The 18,551-nt window shown below is 38.3% G+C and carries 15 protein-coding genes; 7 read left to right on the plus strand and 8 right to left on the minus strand.

Annotated features, from left to right (window positions below; genetic code table 11):
* Nucleotides 1–438 precede the first annotated feature (438 nt).
* The 4 genes from HXT23_RS01715 to HXT23_RS01730 form a co-directional block, all read right to left on the minus strand.
* On the minus strand, nt 439–1,242 hold the full coding sequence (locus tag HXT23_RS01715) for an energy-coupling factor ABC transporter ATP-binding protein (protein ID WP_119529449.1): 804 nt from the start codon (nt 1,240–1,242) through the stop codon (nt 439–441).
* Nucleotides 1,239–2,093: an energy-coupling factor ABC transporter ATP-binding protein gene (locus HXT23_RS01720; RefSeq protein WP_119529450.1), complete on the minus strand. Its 855-nt coding sequence runs from the start codon at nt 2,091–2,093 to the stop codon at nt 1,239–1,241. The genes HXT23_RS01715 and HXT23_RS01720 overlap by 4 nt, the downstream gene beginning before the upstream one ends.
* The gene (locus tag HXT23_RS01725) at nt 2,075–2,875 is read right to left on the minus strand and encodes an energy-coupling factor transporter transmembrane component T family protein (protein WP_119529451.1); all 801 of its coding nucleotides are present in this window, start codon (nt 2,873–2,875) and stop codon (nt 2,075–2,077) included. The genes HXT23_RS01720 and HXT23_RS01725 overlap by 19 nt, the downstream gene beginning before the upstream one ends.
* A 76-nt stretch (nt 2,876–2,951) precedes the next feature.
* Nucleotides 2,952–3,551, minus strand: a complete 600-nt coding sequence (locus HXT23_RS01730; RefSeq protein ID WP_119529452.1) for an ECF transporter S component — start codon at nt 3,549–3,551, stop codon at nt 2,952–2,954.
* A gap of 383 nt (nt 3,552–3,934) precedes the next feature.
* Here HXT23_RS01730 and HXT23_RS01735 point away from each other — a divergent pair, with 383 nt between their 5' ends.
* From HXT23_RS01735 to HXT23_RS01750, 4 genes are all read left to right on the plus strand, one after another.
* Nucleotides 3,935–4,921 (plus strand): DUF3137 domain-containing protein, encoded by a 987-nt coding sequence (locus HXT23_RS01735; RefSeq protein WP_422112982.1) that lies wholly within the window; start codon nt 3,935–3,937, stop codon nt 4,919–4,921.
* Nucleotides 4,922–5,017: 96 nt separating this feature from the next.
* Nucleotides 5,018–5,572: a LemA family protein gene (locus tag HXT23_RS01740; RefSeq protein WP_422112983.1), complete on the plus strand. Its 555-nt coding sequence runs from the start codon at nt 5,018–5,020 to the stop codon at nt 5,570–5,572.
* A gap of 175 nt (nt 5,573–5,747) precedes the next feature.
* Nucleotides 5,748–6,557, plus strand: a complete 810-nt coding sequence (locus tag HXT23_RS01745; RefSeq protein ID WP_020973404.1) for a nucleoside phosphorylase — start codon at nt 5,748–5,750, stop codon at nt 6,555–6,557.
* A gap of 283 nt (nt 6,558–6,840) precedes the next feature.
* Nucleotides 6,841–8,607: an ABC transporter ATP-binding protein gene (locus HXT23_RS01750; RefSeq protein WP_422112984.1), complete on the plus strand. Its 1,767-nt coding sequence runs from the start codon at nt 6,841–6,843 to the stop codon at nt 8,605–8,607.
* Nucleotides 8,608–8,844: 237 nt separating this feature from the next.
* Here the strand turns inward: HXT23_RS01750 and HXT23_RS01755 are convergent, their stop codons facing one another.
* Nucleotides 8,845–10,176, minus strand: a complete 1,332-nt coding sequence (locus tag HXT23_RS01755) for a Na+/H+ antiporter NhaC family protein (RefSeq protein ID WP_422112985.1) — start codon at nt 10,174–10,176, stop codon at nt 8,845–8,847.
* A gap of 574 nt (nt 10,177–10,750) precedes the next feature.
* Here HXT23_RS01755 and HXT23_RS01760 point away from each other — a divergent pair.
* Entirely contained in the window at nt 10,751–11,494 is a 744-nt protein-coding gene (locus HXT23_RS01760; protein ID WP_422112986.1) for an ATP-binding cassette domain-containing protein, read from the plus strand.
* Complete coding sequence (locus HXT23_RS01765) at nt 11,484–13,562, plus strand: YhgE/Pip family protein (protein WP_422112987.1); 2,079 nt, start codon at nt 11,484–11,486, stop codon at nt 13,560–13,562. The genes HXT23_RS01760 and HXT23_RS01765 overlap by 11 nt, the downstream gene beginning before the upstream one ends.
* A gap of 90 nt (nt 13,563–13,652) precedes the next feature.
* On the opposite strand, the gene HXT23_RS01770 is transcribed toward HXT23_RS01765, so the two are convergent.
* Together HXT23_RS01770 and nox are read right to left on the minus strand one after the other, a co-directional pair.
* Nucleotides 13,653–14,786 carry a 4-hydroxybutyrate dehydrogenase gene (locus HXT23_RS01770; protein WP_422112988.1) on the minus strand — a complete coding sequence of 378 codons (1,134 nt, stop codon included), beginning with the start codon at nt 14,784–14,786 and terminating at the stop codon, nt 13,653–13,655.
* A gap of 212 nt (nt 14,787–14,998) precedes the next feature.
* On the minus strand, nt 14,999–16,339 hold the full coding sequence (nox, locus tag HXT23_RS01775) for a H2O-forming NADH oxidase (RefSeq protein WP_016799407.1): 1,341 nt from the start codon (nt 16,337–16,339) through the stop codon (nt 14,999–15,001).
* A 354-nt stretch (nt 16,340–16,693) separates the two neighbouring features.
* On the opposite strand from nox, the gene HXT23_RS01780 reads away from it, so the two are divergent.
* Entirely contained in the window at nt 16,694–17,302 is a 609-nt protein-coding gene (locus tag HXT23_RS01780; protein ID WP_116438527.1) for a pyroglutamyl-peptidase I, read from the plus strand.
* A 113-nt stretch (nt 17,303–17,415) separates the two neighbouring features.
* Here HXT23_RS01780 and HXT23_RS01785 read toward each other — a convergent pair whose 3' ends face one another.
* The gene (locus HXT23_RS01785; RefSeq protein WP_102705017.1) at nt 17,416–18,486 is read right to left on the minus strand and encodes a metal ABC transporter solute-binding protein, Zn/Mn family; all 1,071 of its coding nucleotides are present in this window, start codon (nt 18,484–18,486) and stop codon (nt 17,416–17,418) included.
* Nucleotides 18,487–18,551: the final 65 nt, after the last annotated feature.

The following is an 18,551-nucleotide window of genomic DNA, read 5'->3' on the forward strand; positions in this document are numbered from 1 at the left end:
ATGCCATTATTCGTTTAATATTTATTCGTTTTAACATTAACACGTATTAAATTGTTATTTTTTAACGTTATATTCGATTTTTGGCATAAAAAAAGAAACAGCGCGCTGTTTCTTGAATCGTAATTTGCTGTGTTTTAACGTAGATGCTTTTAACACAGGCTAGATGATGCATACTTAGTGCTTGCAAACATCATTTCGATTAAGAAATGCGCAACAGCATACGTTACAACAACAATTTGTCATCATATTTGTATGATACATGTGCACTCCTTTACTCGTCGAAATGGTGATAAGTGAAGACTATAGCGAATGGATTTGTGTTTGTCAAATTTGATTTGCGTCTGCTGATACTAATGTTTATTAACAAATGCTAATTTTAAGAAACTACGCGATTTGTGCATTTGCTTTCTTTGCTGCTTCATTTGATAGTCGGTAGTTTTATTGTTCGTAATAGTCGTTCACAAATTCTTCAACAGATAGGAACGTATTTTCATAACCCAACTTTTCGCACAGCTTCACAACATCTGGCTTATCTAGTTGTGCGCTAGAAAGTATGTTATCTTGCATAAATGCGTCTCGCGTAGTGCCGTCAAAAAGAACCTTGCCATTGGAAAGCACAACAACTCGATTAAATACTCTAGCCACAAAATTCATATCGTGAAGAACAGCTATAACAGTTTTTCCTTGCAAAACAAGGTGTTTAATAATTGATTCAATACAATTTTTGCCGCGATCGTCTTGGGCGATTGTAGGCTCGTCTAAAATAACAACTTGCGTATCCATTGCTAAAATCGACGCAATAGAAACCATTTTCCTTTCGCAAAGACTTAAATCGTAAGGATTTACCTCGCTTTTATCTAAAAGTCCTACGAGTTTTAGACTTTCTTTTGCTTGAATCAGTGCTTGACTCTTATCAATTCCAATTTTTAAAAGTCCAAACATTACTTCGCGTATAACAGTTGATTCAAAAATTTGGTCATCTGGATTCTGGAATACAAATCCAATATCTTTAGCAAGAGAGGGAACAGTACATTCTGCAATATCTTTACCATTTAATAAAACGCTTCCAGATTTTGGAGTAAGAAGTCCTCTAAGGATTTTAAGTAAAGTTGTTTTTCCAGTGCCATTTTGACCAACAATAGCGCATGCTCCAGTAGCAAAAGACAAATTCAGATTATTGAATATTTGTGATGTTGGAGTATGAGAAAAAGACACATTTCGTATTTCAATAGTAGGAGTCATTGTAAGCGATTCCCTTCGTGCGAGCTTAAAATTTGTGACGTTTGCTCAAGAGTTATTGGATACAAGCCATTATTGTTTTTTAATGAAAGTTTTTTGCAAATTTGAGTATAAACAGGAGGATTTACGCCATATTCTTCCAAGTCTTCGCGAGAAAAGATTTTTTGCGGAGTATCAAAATCAATAAGTTTTCCTTCGCTTAAAAGCATTACGCGGTCGCTATATTGCGCGATTTTTTCCATTTTGTGCTCAACCATAATAATAGTTTGACCCTGATTTTTTAAGGATTCTACCGACTTAAAAACCTCTTCAGAACCTTTAGGATCAAGCTGCGAAGTTGGCTCGTCTAAAATTATTACTTCTGGTTGCATAACTAAAATAGCGGCAATAGACATTCGTTGCATTTGGCCGCCAGATAAATCGTATGGAGAGCAATCTTTAAGATGCGCAATGTTAAGCATCTCCATGATTTTCTCTACGCGATTTTGCATCTCGTTTTGCTCAATGCCAAGATTTTCAAGCCCAAACGCAATTTCTTCGTACACAGTAAGCTTCGAGCCTGTAATTTGATTAAAAGGATTTTGAAAAACCAGTCCAACTTTTTTGCAAAGACTGTCTATTGGAGTAGTTTTTGCGTTAAGACCGTCTACCTCTACTTTGCCGCCGTACGCTCCGTGGTAAAGATTAGGAACAAGACCTAAAATAGCTTGAGATAATGTTGATTTTCCAGCTCCATTAGCACCTATTATTCCAATAAATTCGCCTTTATGAATATCGCAAGAAATGTCATTAAGTGCAAGAGTTTTACTATACGGGTAGCGATATTTTAAGTGCTCTATATGAATAGCTGCCATGCTATATATCCTAAATTATTAAGTAACGCATAAATAATAGATGCGATTATTACGATTAAACAAGCGCATAAAAATAACGTATTGTATTTACTAGGCTTAAACGGTTTTATGAATGTTTTTTGATTATTGCACGAAAATCCGCGAACTTCTAAAGCTATAGTTCTTTCTTTAGAACTCATAAACGAAGACATTATAATCGGGGATATTAGAGGCAAAAAAGCTTTGAAACGCGTTATTGGGGAACCTTTTGTTTTCAATCCTCTGCTTCTTTGTGCATCAACTATAGTCGAAGTTTGCTGTGTTATTTGAGGAATGATTTGAAATAGCGAGACAAAAACATAGCCCATTTTAGGTGGTAAACCAGCTTGTATCATCTCTTGCATCATATTAGAAGGTTTAGTTGTAAGCGTTAAAACACAAAATGCAAACGAAATATTTAATATATTTAGCACAATCTTCATTGCTACTTCAAAACCTTCCTTGCGAGCAATCAAAGGTCCTAGTTTGAATAAAATCGTGTAGTTTCCCGATCTAAAAAAAGTTTGAACTATAAAAATAGTTACAATAATAAAACCAGTAACTTGTATTACGATTTTTATTTTTGCTAGGACCCTTGATGTTGCAAGTAATATTAGGCTCAAAATAATAAAGATAGCAAAAGAAGTATAGCCTCCAAGCAAACTCGGTGTGCTTGGAGCGCATATTACGTATGCAAGCTTGGTTTTTGCAGATAGTCCGTTTAGAAACGAATGCTTATCTTCAAATAGGCTGATGCTTTTCATAGTATCTCGTCTTATTGTGCTTATAAAAACTTGTAGAACTTAGAGTTTATGTGATTTATTTGCTTGCGATAAACGTTTATTTATCAAGATCTTCGTCATCGGATTGATAAATAGCTATTAAACTCTTAGGAAGAACTTTATAAATTCCAGCTGCAAGGAACAAAACAACAATCTTGTCTGGTATATCTACAACAAGCTCATCTACGAATGATGCAAAGAAGCCTTTGGATCCCATTGCTGCAAAAACAGCGTCACCCCAAACGTTTCCAGTGGTTCCGCCCCAATAAATCATGTTTAGAGGTGTAGAAATGATTATTGCGATTGCTGCAACAATAAGACTTGTTATAAGAATGTGATACCACTTGCTCATATATTTTAATCGTGCAGCGATTCCAACGCTTACTCCAATTGCTGCAGCTGTAATGCTATAGACTGTAGAAATTGGATCAATTGTTAAGCCGTAAACAATATTAGTTAAAAATCCAGCAATTCCGCCTACAACTGGTCCTGCTAAGCAAGCTGAAATGCAAGTGCCTAGTGTGCCAAGCCAAAGTGGTAGTTTTAGCATGCTTGCAAATAGTTTTGCAACATAATTTATGCCGATTGCGGCTGGTATTAGTACGAGTGAAGCGGTAGTTAATTTAACGCTCCAAATAGTTTTTAGTTTCTTTACCATTTTTGAACTTCCTATCAGTTAAGGAATAAATTCAAGTTCATTATACGCTTTGAGAAATGTTATTAAAGTAGTTGAAAATTAATGTGTTATAAATTGTTATATTGTTTATTTTGTGTTATTTTGTTCTTTGTTATTTGTTTTTGTATTAAGTCTTTATTGAAAATAGTCACATTTAAGATACTTTGCTAGCAGAATCAAAGTGGTTCAAAATCAAAGTTGTTATTATTTCGTTATTTGACTATTTCACTATTCCAAATTTAACTATTCACAAATCTTACTATTCCAAATAATGATTATTTATGATAAAAAAATATAAGAGCCTTTTATGACTTTTATAAAGATGTTGTTATAAAAATATTGGCGATTATAAGAGGGAGATGACGATGAATGTAAAACATAGTAGCGTGTTTACAAATCCCGAAGTTTTAGAAAGACTTAATAAATTAGAAAAATCTCCCCAAATGCAAGGGAAACTAAATGAGTTAAAAGAAGGCATAAAAAATAACGCTTTTGACCCAATGCGTTTGATTCCATTAATACCAGTAGTGCTAATTATTGGTGCTGTTGGCAATTATCTTCCTTCGTTTGACTACTCTACTTATAAATATCCTTTACTCATAATAGTTGCCTTTGTTGTTTGCTTTGCTGGCAAGTTTTTTGTAACAAATAAGGTTGATGTAAATACTCTATATGCGAATAATGTTTTAACGCCGATTTTAAATGAGATTCTGCCTGGAACGGTATTAGAAAATTCTGAAGGAATTGACAACAGTATTTTTAATAATCTTCTGCCAATATCTAGTAGGTATTATTCAAACAAACACATAATTTTTGGCGATGAATCTAAAACTGAATTTTCAAATATGCAAGCAATGCACTTTTCTAGAACTGAAAGTGGAAAAACTGTCAAAAAAACTGATTTTATTGGTCAAGTCTTATTAATAAACGCAAAAACCAATATAAATGGTCACATTAGAATCGTTCCCGTTACTGGAAAGAACTTTATGGGGCAAAAACTAAATGGATACTATGGTAAAAAAACAAAAGAGGAGAGTGAAGTTCAAACAGAATCCATTGAGTTTAATAACTCGTATTCAATCTTTTCTACAGACGATTTTTATACAAAGCTTGTATTAGATCCAAGTTTTATAGAAGCATTGAATAATTTGCAAAAAAGAATGAGAGTTTGCATATATCTAGATAGTGAGCATATTATTGCAGCTTTTGACTCTGGTCGGTACATATTAGGAAATCCTGGAAAATCTGGAATAGAAGACCTATCTTTAACAAGAGAATATGCAAGATTTAGGGATGTTTTGGCTGAGTATTACGAAATAATCAGCGTAATTAGAGAGAAATTGCAAAATTAGAAGCTATAAAATTGAAAAAGTAGAGATTGCACACTAGTGAATTGCAAAAACAGAGATAATTAAGACTAGAAAAAGGCTAAAAATAAAGGAGACATTATGGATTATGAAACTATTTTAATAGTTATTGCAGCAGTGCTTGTAGTGGCTATTGGCTGGTTTATTGGTACGTTAAATAGACTAAGAAAATATAGAGTGATTATAGAAGAGTCGCAAAAAAACGTTGACATTGCGCTCGCTAAAAGGTACGACACTATTTGCCAAATGCTTAAAGTTGCGCAGTCGTTTGCAAAGTACGAAAAAACAACATTAGTGGATTTAGTGAGTTTAAGAGAAGGATTAAACTCTGCGGATTCTAGCGAAGCAATGAAAAATCAGAATCATGCAATAGGGAAGATTTTTGCTTTGGCAGAAGCTTACCCAGAATTAAAGTCTTCTGAGCAGTTTTTGAATTTGCAAGAAGAAGTGAACGACGAAAACGAGCAGCTGGCTGCAGCAAAAAGAATCGTAAATAGTAACATTAGTACTCTTAATCAAAATATTGTTACTTTCCCAGTTTCGCTTATTGCAAAATTAAGCGGAATAAAGCAGATGGCTTTTCTTGATGAAGATGATTTAAGCAATAAGAAGAATATCGATAGCATACTGGGCTAGTGAAGATGTTTAGCTAGCGAAAATGTTTAGCCAGACGGTATATCTAATGTAGCCAATCGCCCGCGAATTTGCAGCGATTGGCTATTTTTTATAATCTTTGAGTACTAATGCGTGTATTTGTATATAGGATTGAGTGCTTGTAGGATGGAGCTGATTGTATGAAGGAGCTGATTGTATGGCAGAATATGATTTACCGATTTTAGAGTATGATTCCGATAAAAGTGCAGTTTTAATGCCAAATCACGATAATATTTCCGTTCAGCTTCCATCTAAAGCGGTTTTTGCTTTCTTAGGCGATGAAATCGATCAGTATGCTTTAAGCAGGAAAGCTACGATTGTAGCAAATTTTGAATCTGCAACTAAAGTATATCCAATATATGTTTTGGAAGAGAAAGTAGAGAAAAAAGTAAGAGAAAATACAAACAGCGAAGTAGAAGAAGAAACGCAAAAAATCTGCTTAGTGCAGGCTCCAGTTGGTGCTCCTGCCGCTGTTCAGATCTTAGACTGGCTGATTTCTTACGGTGTTAGCGAAGTTGTTAGTGCTGGTTCTTGCGGATCGCTAGTTGATTATGCGGAAAACGTTTTTCTGGTTCCGTATAAAGCTTTAAGGGATGAGGGGACTTCTTATCATTATTTGCCTCCAAGTCGTTATGTTGATGTTTCAGAGCGTTCGAGACGTGCTATTTTACAAACCTTGCAAGCGCACAATTTGCCTTATCATGAAGTTAAAACGTGGACTACTGATGGGTTTTTCCGTGAGACTAAGACGAAAGTTGCTAGTCGTAAGCAGGAGGGATGCGCGGTTGTTGAGATGGAGTGTTCTGCTTTAGCGGCTTGTGCACAAATGCGTGGGATTGTTTGGGGTGAGATTCTTTACACTGCAGATACTTTGCACGATGTTGAAAATTATGATGAGCGCAATTGGGGTGGAGACTCTAAAGCGTATGCTCTTGAGCTTTGTATTGAAGCAGCGTTGCGCATTTGACACGTTTACACTGATATTACATACGGAATCAGCATTTTAATTTGATTTTTTTTTTTAACTCTATGCTTATTATTTCTAGCAAGCATTACGTATAAATGCGTTTAAGTATTACGTTAATGGTTAATAATCGTGATAAGTATGATAGTGTAGCTTTCAATGCTTTGTAGCGAGTGAATAAGCAAATCGCTTATGAAAATGCTGCTTGCGAAAATGATATTAGAGAAGAGATAGTAGAAATAGTAGAAATAGAAGAGATATATAAAGGAAGTGAGAGGTAGCGAGAATGAGTAAAACTGACAATGTGGCAAATCAGCAATCATCGGCAAATAAGAAATCATCCGCACTGCATCCCGACGTAAAAAATTACGTAAAACTATTTTTCAAAGAAAACAAACTTGTAGCTTTTCTTTCGATGATAGTTTTTATTGCCTTGTCTATGATTTACACTGCTATTTCTTGGATTTTGCAAATTATTTTCGACTATATGTCTGGCAAAGGAGACTTCTCTCTAACTACTATTTTGCTGCTTGTCGCTTCCTTTATGCTGGTAATCTCACTGATTTTTGCGTTGAAGCGCAGCGCGTATCCTCGCTTTCTTGAAAAAGCAATGAATCAGTATAAAGAGTCTGTTATTAAGAAGCTTTTAAAAAAGAGTTATAGTGATTTTTCGCTTGCAAATTCCGGCATGTATCTTTCTGTACTTACTAATGATTGCGAGCGTATTCAAGAAAAGTATTTGAAGAAGATTTTTGATTTTGTTCAAGACGTTCTTATGCTTGTAAGCTCGCTAGCTCTTATGATTTACTACAGTCCGCTGCTCACTGTTATTGCTCTTGTTATTTCTGTGCTTCCAATGGCGTGCTCGATTCTTACAGCTAACGAAATCGCCACTAGAGAGGAGCAGGTTTCTAAGTCGAATGAGTCTTATACGGCACTGACGAAGGATGTTTTGAACGGAGTTTCTGTTATTAAGAGTTTTAAGGCGGAGCAGGAGGTTATTGATCGATACAAAAATCAGTCGATGGAGCTTGAGCATACGAAGAATCTTCGCGAGAAAACAATGACTACCGTTTCTGCTCTTGGCACAATTTCAAGTCTTGGAACTCAGCTTGGAGTGATGCTTGTTGGCGCTTGGATGGTTAACGCTCACGTTGGCGTTATTACTGCTGGAATGGTTTTAGCTTTTACTAATTTGATGAATGGCGTACTTCAGCCTATTTCTAGTCTTCCGCAAATGCTTGGCGAGATGAAGGGCGCCAAGAAGCTTATTAGCAAGATGGCTGATTATATGAGTAACGCTAAGGAAGATTCTGGCGAGATTATTGACGATTCTATTAAAAACGTTGTTTTGCGAGATGTTTCGTATTCTTATGATGCGGATCATAAAGTCTTGAAAAATGTAAGTCTTAGTTTGCAAGCTGGAAAATCTTACGCGATAGTGGGGCCTTCTGGCGCTGGTAAAAGTAGTTTGATTAATCTGCTTATGGGCTACTACAAGGATTATAAGGGTAGCGTGCAGCTGAATAATCACGAACTTAGCAATGTGAGCAAGAGTTCGCTTTACGATAAGACGACTCTTATGCAGCAGTCTGTGTTTATGTTTGATGCTTCGATTTTAGATAATATTACGCTGTTTAAGCCGTTCCCGGACGCAGAGGTAGATCGCGTGATTCACTTGGCTGGTTTGAATGATTTGATTGCTGCTAAAGGCAAGGATTATCAGTGCGGTGAGAATGGTAGTCATCTTTCTGGCGGCGAAAAGCAGCGTATTGCTATTGCGCGAAGCTTGCTTAAAAAGTCCGAGATCCTGCTGGTTGATGAGGCAACGAGTGCGCTAGATAACGAGACGAGCGCGAACGTAACGCAGTCTATTTTGGATTTGCAAGGAATTCTTCGACTTGTTATAACTCACCGCTTGGATGCTAATTCGCTTAAACAATATGATGAGATTCTTGTGATGAAAAGTGGCGAGCTTATTGAGCGCGGAAGCTTTGAGGGCCTTATGAATCAGAAAGCTTACTTCTACTCGCTTTATACTGTGTCTATGTGAGGATGTTGTCTGGCTTGTTGAAATGTGCTGAGCAATTTTAAGCTCGGTAAAAATATTAACGCAGTACGCTTTCTGCAATAGTAGCCAATCGCCCGCGAATTTGCATTGATTGGCTACTTTGCGGGTGGCTGTATGTTAGGTTCGCCTACTTGGCGCGGTGAAGAAAATTGCCGTAAATGGCAAAAATCTTCACCAGCGTTTATTAGATGTGTATTGTTTGTGACTTTCAGCTAACTGCTAAATAAACTGAGATATTACAATGCCTGCAGTCATAAGTGGAATGTTGAAGATAAGGAATGTTGGAATGCAAGTATCCCAAATGTGACTGTGTTGACCATCTGCATTTAAGCCAGAAGTAGGACCAAGCGTTGTATCGGAAGCAGGGGAGCCTGCGTCACCAAGAGCTGCAGCGGAAGACATAAGAAGAATTGTTGCAGGAGTGCTAAAACCAATGCTTTGGCAAAGCGGCACGAACAAAACTGCAAGAATAGGAACCGTGCCAAACGATGTGCCGATGCCCATAGTAACAAGCAAGCCAATAATCGTAATAACGAATGCAGCGATTAGCTTGTTTTGACCCATACAAGCAACGCCAAGGTGTACAAGCTCATTAACTCCGCCCGTAGCTTGAATCACGTTAGCGTAGCCGCCAGCAATGAGCATAATAAATGCAATAAGACCCATAAGCTTAACGCCGCCCATAAGCTGCTTGTCGATGTCTTTCCACTTTATTGCGCCAAAAATAATCATGGTTGCAAGACCTGCAAGAGAAGAAAGTGAAAGATCCTTACTAATAACTTGCACTACTACAACAACAATAATCGCAAGAATAGTTACGTAGTGTGCTTTAGTAAGCGGGCCAACAACAGCGTCCGCAGCGCGAGTATCTGCTTCGGTTGTTTTATATTCGCGAGGCTTTCTGTATAGAACAAAAACTGCAAACAGTAAAGCTGCAAGCATTGCAGCACCCAAATACCAGTTCACAGCGCTAACGTCTGAAACGCTAACTTTCATACCATTTTTAGAAAGATTAGTTGCAATAACTGTTTGGAAAATTAAGCCAAAGCCAAATGGAATAGCAATGTACGGCACTTCTAGTCCGAACGCAGTGCAGCATGCGGCAGCGCGGCGATCTAGCTTAAGCTTGTTCATAATGGAAAGAATCGGCGGAATAAGAATAGGAATGTAAGCAATGTGAACAGGCACAATATTTTGAGACATACACGCAATAATTGTTAGAACTGCAAGAAGAATGAACTTGTTCGTGCCAATAATTTTGCTAATTTTTTTAGAAATGATTTGAGCTAGGCCAGTTGCTGTAATTGCCTCTGCAAAAGTACCAAGAAGAATGTAGGCGAGCGCAGTTTGCGCGTTTGTGGAAAAACCATCGCAAAGCAGCGCCATAATAGTGTGGCTGCCATCTCCAAAAAGAGGGAGATGGCCAGCAATGCCACCTGCAACGCATGCAACAATCATTGCGAGTAAAACATTGAGTTTAGCGAGACTTAACGCGCATAACACTACAACCGATACAATTACTGGGTTGCATAGAATGTTTAAAATTTGCATACTCTTTCACCTCTTTTTAAAGTTATCTTCATTTTGATGTTTGTAATAATATGTTTTTTTAATTTTGATGATTTTTAAATTTTAATATTTAAAGACAATATCATAAAGACGTACGTAATATTTTTATTGGCGGAATAAAAATATTACGTATGCTTGAAATTTACATGATTAAATCAAAAATGTGAGATTTTGTTATATATAGCGTGTTTTTAGAGCTAAAATATAGACAAATGAACAAAATGTTCAAAAATAAGTTAGTATTTGTTCACCTTGAAGAGTACTATGAAGGTGTTCGCAAGGAATTAACAAAATAATTAATTCCTTGTTTTACACAATTTTGTTGCAATAACGCAATATAAGTGGCTGCAAAAATCGAGTTTAAGCAGCATCAAATTGAAGATTGAGTCGAAAATCAAAAATAAAAAATCAATAAAAATTAAAAATTGAAACAAAATTAAAAATTGAAAAATATTAGTTAAACACAAAGGAGGAATGCATAGCAATTTCGATAGCAACATTAAAAATGTATACCATTTAAAAATGTATGACATCGCTACTTTGCAGCAAACAAATTATGCAAGAGGAACAAACGCTTATAGAAGCGAAAGAATTAGGATTAAAAAGATTTACAAGAACTCCATTCTGGGATGTGTCATTAAAAGTTGAGCCTCATCAAATCGTTGCAATCTCGGGAGAACATGGCTCTGGAAAGTCTGCTCTACTACTAGCATTGTCTGGCTATATGAAGTTTACGAATGGAACGTTAAAAATCGCAGATTTAAGCCTTCCAGCAGATACAAAAGAATCACGTCAATACGTTGGGCTGGGACTGTTCAATGGAATCAATGAATTCTACAACACTCAAACAATAGAAGAAGCGCTTATGAGCGAGCTAAAACTTGCTAGCGCATCGCCGCTTTTCCGCGAACAATACAAGAATAATGTTAAAAATCGCGAAGCACTGCATCAATACGCGTATAACGTTCTAGCGTATTGGAAAGTGTTATCTCCTAGAGAAACTGCTATTGGTGATTTAACTCCATGTGAGCGCATGAGATTAGGGATTGCGCTTGCGCTACTAAAAAAGCCGTGGATTCTTTTTGTAGACGGCGTAGAAACTGAGCTTACAAGTGAGCAAAGTGAATGCTTGCTTGCAGACATTCGCGCATACGTTAGCAAAAACTACTGCTCCTGCCTTGTTGGAGTTTTGCAAAGCGAGTTAGAAAAGCAAGCGGATCAATTATTAAGGCTAAATCGCGTAAGTTACAGCGAAGATTATGAGCTTAACAAAAATGGAGATGGTAAGAATGCGCGTTAATACTATTGTTCTTGCGTTTCGTGAATTAAATAATGCTATAAAAGGTAAAGCTCGAAAGCTTGTTATTGGAACAGTAGCCTTAATACCACTTTTATATGGGTCTTTGTATTTATGGGCATTTACTAATCCATACAAAACTCTAGATACGGTTCCAGTTGCAGTTGTTGTGGAAGATAGCGGTGCAATTATAAATGGCAAAATGCGTAACATTGGAAACGAGATTAAAACTCGCTTGAAGAGTCAAAAAGATGGAAGTGAAGGTTTCCAGTGGAACTTTGTAGATAGCGCTAAAGCAAACAAAGGTCTTAAAAATGGCGATTATTTTATGGTAGCAACTATTCCATCGTCTTTTAGCAAGTGCATTGCTTCTGCTGAATATGATAGTCCAACTAAAGCAAAGCTACACGTAAAATACGATCAAGCTAGTAACATGCTTGCTTCTCAAATAGGAAAAACAGCGTTTCACACTTTAAGGAGCGAAATTAGCGAAGCGATTGCACAAGAATATTGGGAGAATATGTTTAAAAAAGTAAACTCTGCTTCTGATTCTTTTAATGCTGCTGTGAGCGGTTCTGGCGATTTAAGCGCGGGAATACAATCGCTTAATGGTGGAGTAGATAAGCTTGCTGATGGATCGAGCAAGCTTACTCAATCTTTGCAAAAACTACAAAACGGATTGGGAGAGCTTCAAAAAGGAGCGCAATCGCTTAAAAATGCAAATGCGCAAAGCAAAGATGGAGCGCAAACATTAGCGCAAAAAACTAACGATTTGGCAAATGGCGCAAATCAGCTAAATAGTGGAGCACAAACGTTATATAACGCTACAGACGAACTATATAATGGTGCGCAAAAGCTTTCGGATTCTAGTGCTCAACTTGAAGAGCGTGTTAAAGCAGGAAACGAGGCTACAAAAAATCAGCTTGCTCAATTGCTTGTTGAAGCGCAAAATCCGCTTGTAACTAAAGAGATTGTGTTAGAAAAATTGCAAGGTCTTGCAGGAGGCTTAAGTGAAAATTCTAAGCTCTTAGAGACGAATCTTTCGGCATTGAGCCAAGGTGCTGGAGCACTTTCTTCTGGGAGCTTGAAGATAAAAGCTGGAGTTGACGCCGTTTCTAAAGGAATATCAAGCGTTCACAATGGCTCGTCGCAGCTTTCCGCTGGAGCAAATAAGCTGGCGGAAGGTCTTAATAAAGTAAGCAATGGCAGTGAAAAGCTCAATAATGGTATTAATTCTGCTGCACTTGGGTCTGCAAAAATAGTAGATGGCTCGAGCAAGCTTAATTCTGGAGTTAAAAATCTTTCTGAAAATACGCCAAAGCTTGCTGAAGGAGCTAAAAAGTTGCATGAAGGCCTTAAAAGCGCACAAAGCTCTAGCAAAATCAACAATATTAAGCAAAAAAGTAAGATGATGAGTGCTCCAGTTGCGCTTAAAGAGCATAATTATTCGCATGTTGAAAACTACGGAACTGGCTTTGCGCCTTACTTTATTTCGATAGGCCTTTGGGTTGGCGCGCTTATGGCAACTTTTGTTTTAAGGGTTATGGATAGGCGAGCAATACTTAATGGCATGAATCCGCTTAAAAGTGCGCTTATTAGTTTTACGCCGTTTGTGATTATGGGCGTTGTGCAAGCTGTAATTCTTATGGGCGTTGTTCACGGAGCGTTGAAGTTGCAAATCGACAATGTTGCTGCATTCTACGCGCTGGGGATTATAGCGTCAATAGTCTTTATGGCCATAATGCAAATGATTATGGCAGTGTTTAAGATTCCAGGAAGAATTGTTGCGATTGTGCTGCTTATGCTGCAAATCACTAGCTCTGCAGGAACATTCCCGGTGCAAATGACGCCATCGTTCTTTAGAGCGGTTCACCCATACTTGCCTATGACGTACTCGATTATGGGGTTGCGTCAAGCAATGGCTGGAAGAAACAGCGGAGCAATAGCCTCCAGCATTGGAATTCTTGTAATCTTTGGCATTATTGCAATTGCAATAACAAGCATTGTTGCGCGCATGAAGCGCACAGTTACTATGTTTGATTTGCATCCTGTAATAACGCTTGAGCCGTGAGCTTTAAAGTAGGCATGATAATTAAAATCCCCACAGCTTCTGTTAGTTGTGGGGATTATTTTTTAGTGAAATCTTTAGTGAAATATGATTTTAGAAAGTAGATGCATAGACTTCGTCGATAGCATCTTCGCTCATATGCATGTATGAGTTCTTCAAGAGTCGCTGCTGCTCTTTAACAACGCTTGAAGCCCAGTCGCGAATCATGTCTTTGGTCATGCCATACTCGTGAAGATTGTGCTTAGGGAGAATCGTGTTAAGAACTTCGTCAAGCTTGTTTAATACGTCTACTTTTTGGCATTCAAGAATATTTGCCATAAAGTCAAAAAGTTTAGAAAGCTCAGTATTTTCAGCGCTAGTGCTGTTTTCAGAGTTGTGCTTAGAGTAGTAGCGCAAAACGCTTGTAAGAAGAGCAGCATTTGTCTCGCCATGAGCTACATGGAAAGTGCCGCCAAGCGGATAAGCCATAGCGTGTACGCAACCGCATCCAGCGTTACCAAACGCAATACCAGCGTAAAGACTTGCAGAAACCAAGTCGCCTACAACTTGGCTTTTAGCGCTGCTGCCTTCCTTAACAACTCGCATGTAGCTTTGCAAAATAAGTCCGCAAGCCTTGTAACTAAACATTTTTGTAAGCTCTGTTGCAATAGGGGAGAGCGCAGACTCAATAGAATGAGTAAGGGCATCAATAGAGCTGGTTGCAAAAACGTAATCAGGCAGGCTCTTTAACAATTCTGGAATAAGAACAGCGTCTGTAGCGTAGCAAGCATCATTTGCCAAACCCTTTTTAGTGTTGCGCTTTGTAAGCGAGAACACGGCAACGTTGGTAACTTCGGAGCCAGTTCCGCAAGTAGTTGGAACAAGAATAAGATCTGCGCCTTTTTGTGCAGGAATCTTGCCATCAATCAAGTCTTCGAGTGGGCTTGTTTGCTTTAACGCGCAAACTTTAGAAATATCCAAAACAGTGCCGCCGCCAATGCCAATCACGCGCTTTGGGGTAGTGTGAATATCTCGAACAATAGCGTCAACCATTTCGTCGCTTGGCTCGCCCTTGCCGTAGTTTTCTTGGAAAATCACATTGCAATCAAGGTTTAAGCTGCCAAAATAAGGTTCCCAAATGTATTGGTTTGTAATAACCAAATCGTCTTTGCCAAGCTTAAATTCTTGCGCAAAATCGCGCGTATTTTCAAATTTGTGAATAGTTGGCTTAATAGATAGCTGCTTCATCCTAGACTCCTTTGTTTTAATTTGTACGTCTTACGCTAATATGCGCGTTTTGGTTCGCGATTTGTGCGCGGATGATTAAAAAACCAAGCAACCGCTCCATTATAGAACAAATTGCTTGGTTTAATAAACGCGATTTAAGCTAATTAGCAGAAATTGATTCAGCCTAAGCTAATCAATAAAAAGCGATTCAGCCTAAACCAATCAGAAGCTAATCATCCCTTCAACAAAGCCGTGTAAGCTGCCATCGTAATGTAGTTGTATGGCTGGTTGAAGTGAGGCATAAAGAAGATATCGCACAAAGCAAGCTCTTTAATCGTGACTTTCTTTTGAATAGCAAGCGAGAACAGGTGGATTGCTGCAGACATATCGTAGTTAGACGCCAGTTGGCATCCAACAATCACCTTGGTGTCTTTCTTGTAAACAATGCGAATCTTCACCTTTGGATTCTCAACTTCCATAAACGCAGGCTTTTGTGTATCTTCAAAATCAACGTAGTCAACGTCCATGCCCTCTTTTTGAGCAGCCGTTAAGCTCAAACCAGTGCAAACAAGCTTGTAGTCGTAAATCATCATTGCGCTAGAGCCTTGCACGCCTTCGGTTTCTACAGGAGTTCCGCAAACATTGTGGCCTGCAATCAATCCGCTTCTAACGGCATTAGTAGCAAGCGCAATGTAGTTTACGCGGCTTCGAGCGTTGTCGTAGATTGTAGCGCAATCGCCAATAGCGTACACGTCTGGGTCGGAAGTTTGCTGCTTCTTGTCAACTAGGAAAGCGCCATTTTCGTATTGCTTCAAATGATCTTTTCCAAGAGCAACATTTGGGTGGAATCCAATGGCACAAATCACCATGTCGGCATCGTAAGTGCCCTTGCTTGTTTTAACAGCCTTAACTTCAGTATCTCCAACAATCTCTTCAACAGCTTGACCAAGCTCAAAGTGAATGCCCTTATCTTCCATAATTCTCTTCAAATTATCGGAAAACTCTGGGTCAAAGTAGCCGTTAAGAATATGTTCTTCCATGTCAATGAGAGTCACGTTCTTGCCAAGGCGCTTAAAAGCTTCCGCAAGCTCCACGCCAATGTAGCCGCCGCCAAGAACCACAACGTTATTAAAATCGCGCTCTTGAAGTTTAGCAATAACAGTTTGCGCGTTTTGGAAAAGCTTTACCATTTGCACGTTTTCCAAGTCAATGCCCTTAATGCGTGGCTTGTTTGGAAGGCTGCCAGTAGCTAGAACGAGTTTATCGTAAGAATCGTGAATAACAGATCCGTCTTTAAGCTCGACTGTTACTTCTTTCTTTGCATAATCAATGTCGAGAACTTTGCTTTCAAGATTTACCTTAGCGCCTTTTTTAACGAAATCTTCTGGCTTCTGGTAGAACAGGCCATCGCTGCTTTTAATCTGCTTGCCAATCCACAAAGCCATACCGCAGCCAAGGAAGGAAATGTTGCTATTCTGATCGTAGATTGTAAGATCGTTTCCTGGGTAGCTCAAAATGGTGTTAGCGCAGGCAGTGCCAGCATGATTTGCGCCAATCTGAATAATCTTGGTCATCGGTAATCTCTTTTCGTCATTGATTTTTGATTTATCTATATTTTCTGTATTTATATGGTTTTATGCGCGCTGTTAACAACATTGTTCGTTAAGCACGCGCTAGTAGCTAATCATATTACACTACGACGAGTCTGGCTAATCGTGAGTATAGGTGTGTTGTTTTGCGATTATTGTATAAGTTGTAATTACCATTTAATCTTTGCTATAAAAGTGAAATAAGTAATAGAATCATGAATGTTTTATACAAGTGCATTCGTGTATATAGTTTTCGCAATGTATTTTGATAAAGTTTGATAAAGTTTTATAAAGTTTTATAAAGTTTTATAAGTGAGAGTTGTATGAGGGGGTATTGTAATGCGTATTTTGATTACTGGTTTTACGCCGTTTGATAATGAGTCTATAAATCCGTCGTGGGAGATTGCGCAATCAGTGCATGCGCCTGAAGGCGTGGAACTTGTTCGTTTGCAGATTCCTACGGAATTTAACAAGGGTGCGCAAAAAGTTATTGAGAAAATAGAGGAAGTTCACCCTAATGCTGTGCTTTCGCTAGGGCAATTTGGCGGTTCTGCTTGTTTTAACGTTGAATATGTTGGCATTAACTGTAGAGCTGCGCGCATACCAGATAATAGTGGATATAAGCCTTGGTATGAGTCTGTTGTGCAGGATGGTGATGTGGCTTATAAAGCGACTTTGCCAGTTTTGAACATAGTTGACGCTTTAAATAAAGCGAAATTGCCTGCGGCTGTGTCTTTTTCTGCGGGCGCGTACGTATGTAATGACGTGCTTTACAGTGTTTGTAATTATTGCCAGACTAAAAAATTGCCAATTAAGAGCGGTTTCATTCACGTTCCGTATTTGCCTGAGCAGGTTCTCAATAAGCCGAGCACGAGTTCTATGAGTTTAGCTGATATGCTTCGAGGCATTGAAGTTGCGTTGCGAGTGATTGCAGATGATTGCAAGTGATTGCAGATAAATCGCCAGCAAATCTTTAATTCGTAAGTAATTGCTAATAATCGTAAGTAATTGCTAATAAATAGTATGAAGTATTTATTGTCTATACTTGCTCAAGCACGTGTCTACTTTCCAGGATCTTGCTGGCCTTCGTTAGACCTGTTTGGATCTGGCTGAGAAACAGTCGGCTTTTCGGTAATAGGCTTCTTTTGATTAGCTTCTTGCTTTGCTAAATCTTTACGCATATCGGTCGTAGTTTTGCTAGCATTGTCAATGTCTTCGCAAATCTTCATAACCCATTTTCTTAAATCTGTTGCATACGTTGGCATAAGTTCATTAACCCACATTACAGATGTGTAGCTTCTGCCAGCAGTTCCCGTCAAAATGCTAATATCGTCGCCTTTACGCTGACTATTGCTTATAAGTACGTCGAATTTTCGTTCTTCAATAAGCTTTTGGAATTCATCTATATTAGCTTTGTCTACTTCGTCGCCTTGCGCTACTTGCTGAGCATAAGCTTTAGGCGCAGAATCGCTGATTCCCATATCGGACATAAGCCAGAAAAGAACAGGATTTATTGAAGCGTACTTAAACTTTTTGTGACTTTTAGCAAAGTTTGCAAGATATTCGTCAAGCTTATTTTCTTGCGATTTAACTGCGTCAAGTCTTTTAGCAAAAACCTTCTTTTTTGAAGGAAGGACTTTAGAAAAAGCGTTGCAAATGCTAGAAGCCATCTCGTTTCTAGCATCTTTTGAGAACCAAAGATAGGGATTGTCGCCATTTAGCGCTCCGACTGTGGAAGCTGCGTTTACAATCTCGCTGCTTTTAGACGTATGCTTTGCAACCCAACTATCGTAGCCAGCGCCATTTGACACAACGACTTGCGCAGAATACAGCTTTTGCAAATCTTTGCTAGATGGCTTAAAAGTAGAGATGTCGGTATCTGGATTGCTGATTATAGATTGCACTTCAACATCGTTTCCACCGATTTCTCTAGCCAAACTTGCCCAAGATTCAAGAGTGGAAACAACCTTGATTTGTTTAACTTCTTTTTTGGGTTGTGTTGGAGCTTTAGAAGATTGCGAGCTTGCACCACACCCAGCTATACCAATCAACATTGATGGAACAATTATGCACGCTAAAACAGCTTTGCATATTTTCTTTGCGCGAGTTAAATGAAAAATATTTTCGCACATCTTTGCGCCCCTTCCGTCAGTGTTATTAGCATTAGCACTTGTTAAAACTCGTTGTAGCTTGCTGC

The sequence above is a fragment of the Gardnerella sp. DNF00257 genome (assembly GCF_049262745.1).
GTDB classification, from domain to species: Bacteria; Actinomycetota; Actinomycetes; order Actinomycetales; family Bifidobacteriaceae; genus Bifidobacterium; species Bifidobacterium piotii.

Bases quoted from the DNA above. Each gene is read 5' to 3' on its own strand.
- HXT23_RS01715 (WP_119529449.1), bottom strand. From the start codon at position 1,242: ATGACTCCTACTATTGAAATACGAAATGTGTCTTTTTCTCATACTCCA.
- HXT23_RS01730 (WP_119529452.1), bottom strand. From the start codon at position 3,551: ATGGTAAAGAAACTAAAAACTATTTGGAGCGTTAAATTAACTACCGCT.
- HXT23_RS01780 (WP_116438527.1), top strand. From the start codon at position 16,694: ATGCGTATTTTGATTACTGGTTTTACGCCGTTTGATAATGAGTCTATA.
- HXT23_RS01765 (WP_422112987.1), top strand. From the start codon at position 11,484: ATGCGCGTTAATACTATTGTTCTTGCGTTTCGTGAATTAAATAATGCT.
- HXT23_RS01720 (WP_119529450.1), bottom strand. From the start codon at position 2,093: ATGGCAGCTATTCATATAGAGCACTTAAAATATCGCTACCCGTATAGT.
- HXT23_RS01760 (WP_422112986.1), top strand. From the start codon at position 10,751: ATGCAAGAGGAACAAACGCTTATAGAAGCGAAAGAATTAGGATTAAAA.
- HXT23_RS01745 (WP_020973404.1), top strand. From the start codon at position 5,748: ATGGCAGAATATGATTTACCGATTTTAGAGTATGATTCCGATAAAAGT.
- HXT23_RS01755 (WP_422112985.1), bottom strand. From the start codon at position 10,176: ATGCAAATTTTAAACATTCTATGCAACCCAGTAATTGTATCGGTTGTA.
- HXT23_RS01735 (WP_422112982.1), top strand. From the start codon at position 3,935: ATGAATGTAAAACATAGTAGCGTGTTTACAAATCCCGAAGTTTTAGAA.
- HXT23_RS01725 (WP_119529451.1), bottom strand. From the start codon at position 2,875: ATGAAAAGCATCAGCCTATTTGAAGATAAGCATTCGTTTCTAAACGGA.
- HXT23_RS01785 (WP_102705017.1), bottom strand. From the start codon at position 18,486: ATGTGCGAAAATATTTTTCATTTAACTCGCGCAAAGAAAATATGCAAA.
- nox (WP_016799407.1), bottom strand. From the start codon at position 16,339: ATGACCAAGATTATTCAGATTGGCGCAAATCATGCTGGCACTGCCTGC.
- HXT23_RS01770 (WP_422112988.1), bottom strand. From the start codon at position 14,786: ATGAAGCAGCTATCTATTAAGCCAACTATTCACAAATTTGAAAATACG.
- HXT23_RS01750 (WP_422112984.1), top strand. From the start codon at position 6,841: ATGAGTAAAACTGACAATGTGGCAAATCAGCAATCATCGGCAAATAAG.
- HXT23_RS01740 (WP_422112983.1), top strand. From the start codon at position 5,018: ATGGATTATGAAACTATTTTAATAGTTATTGCAGCAGTGCTTGTAGTG.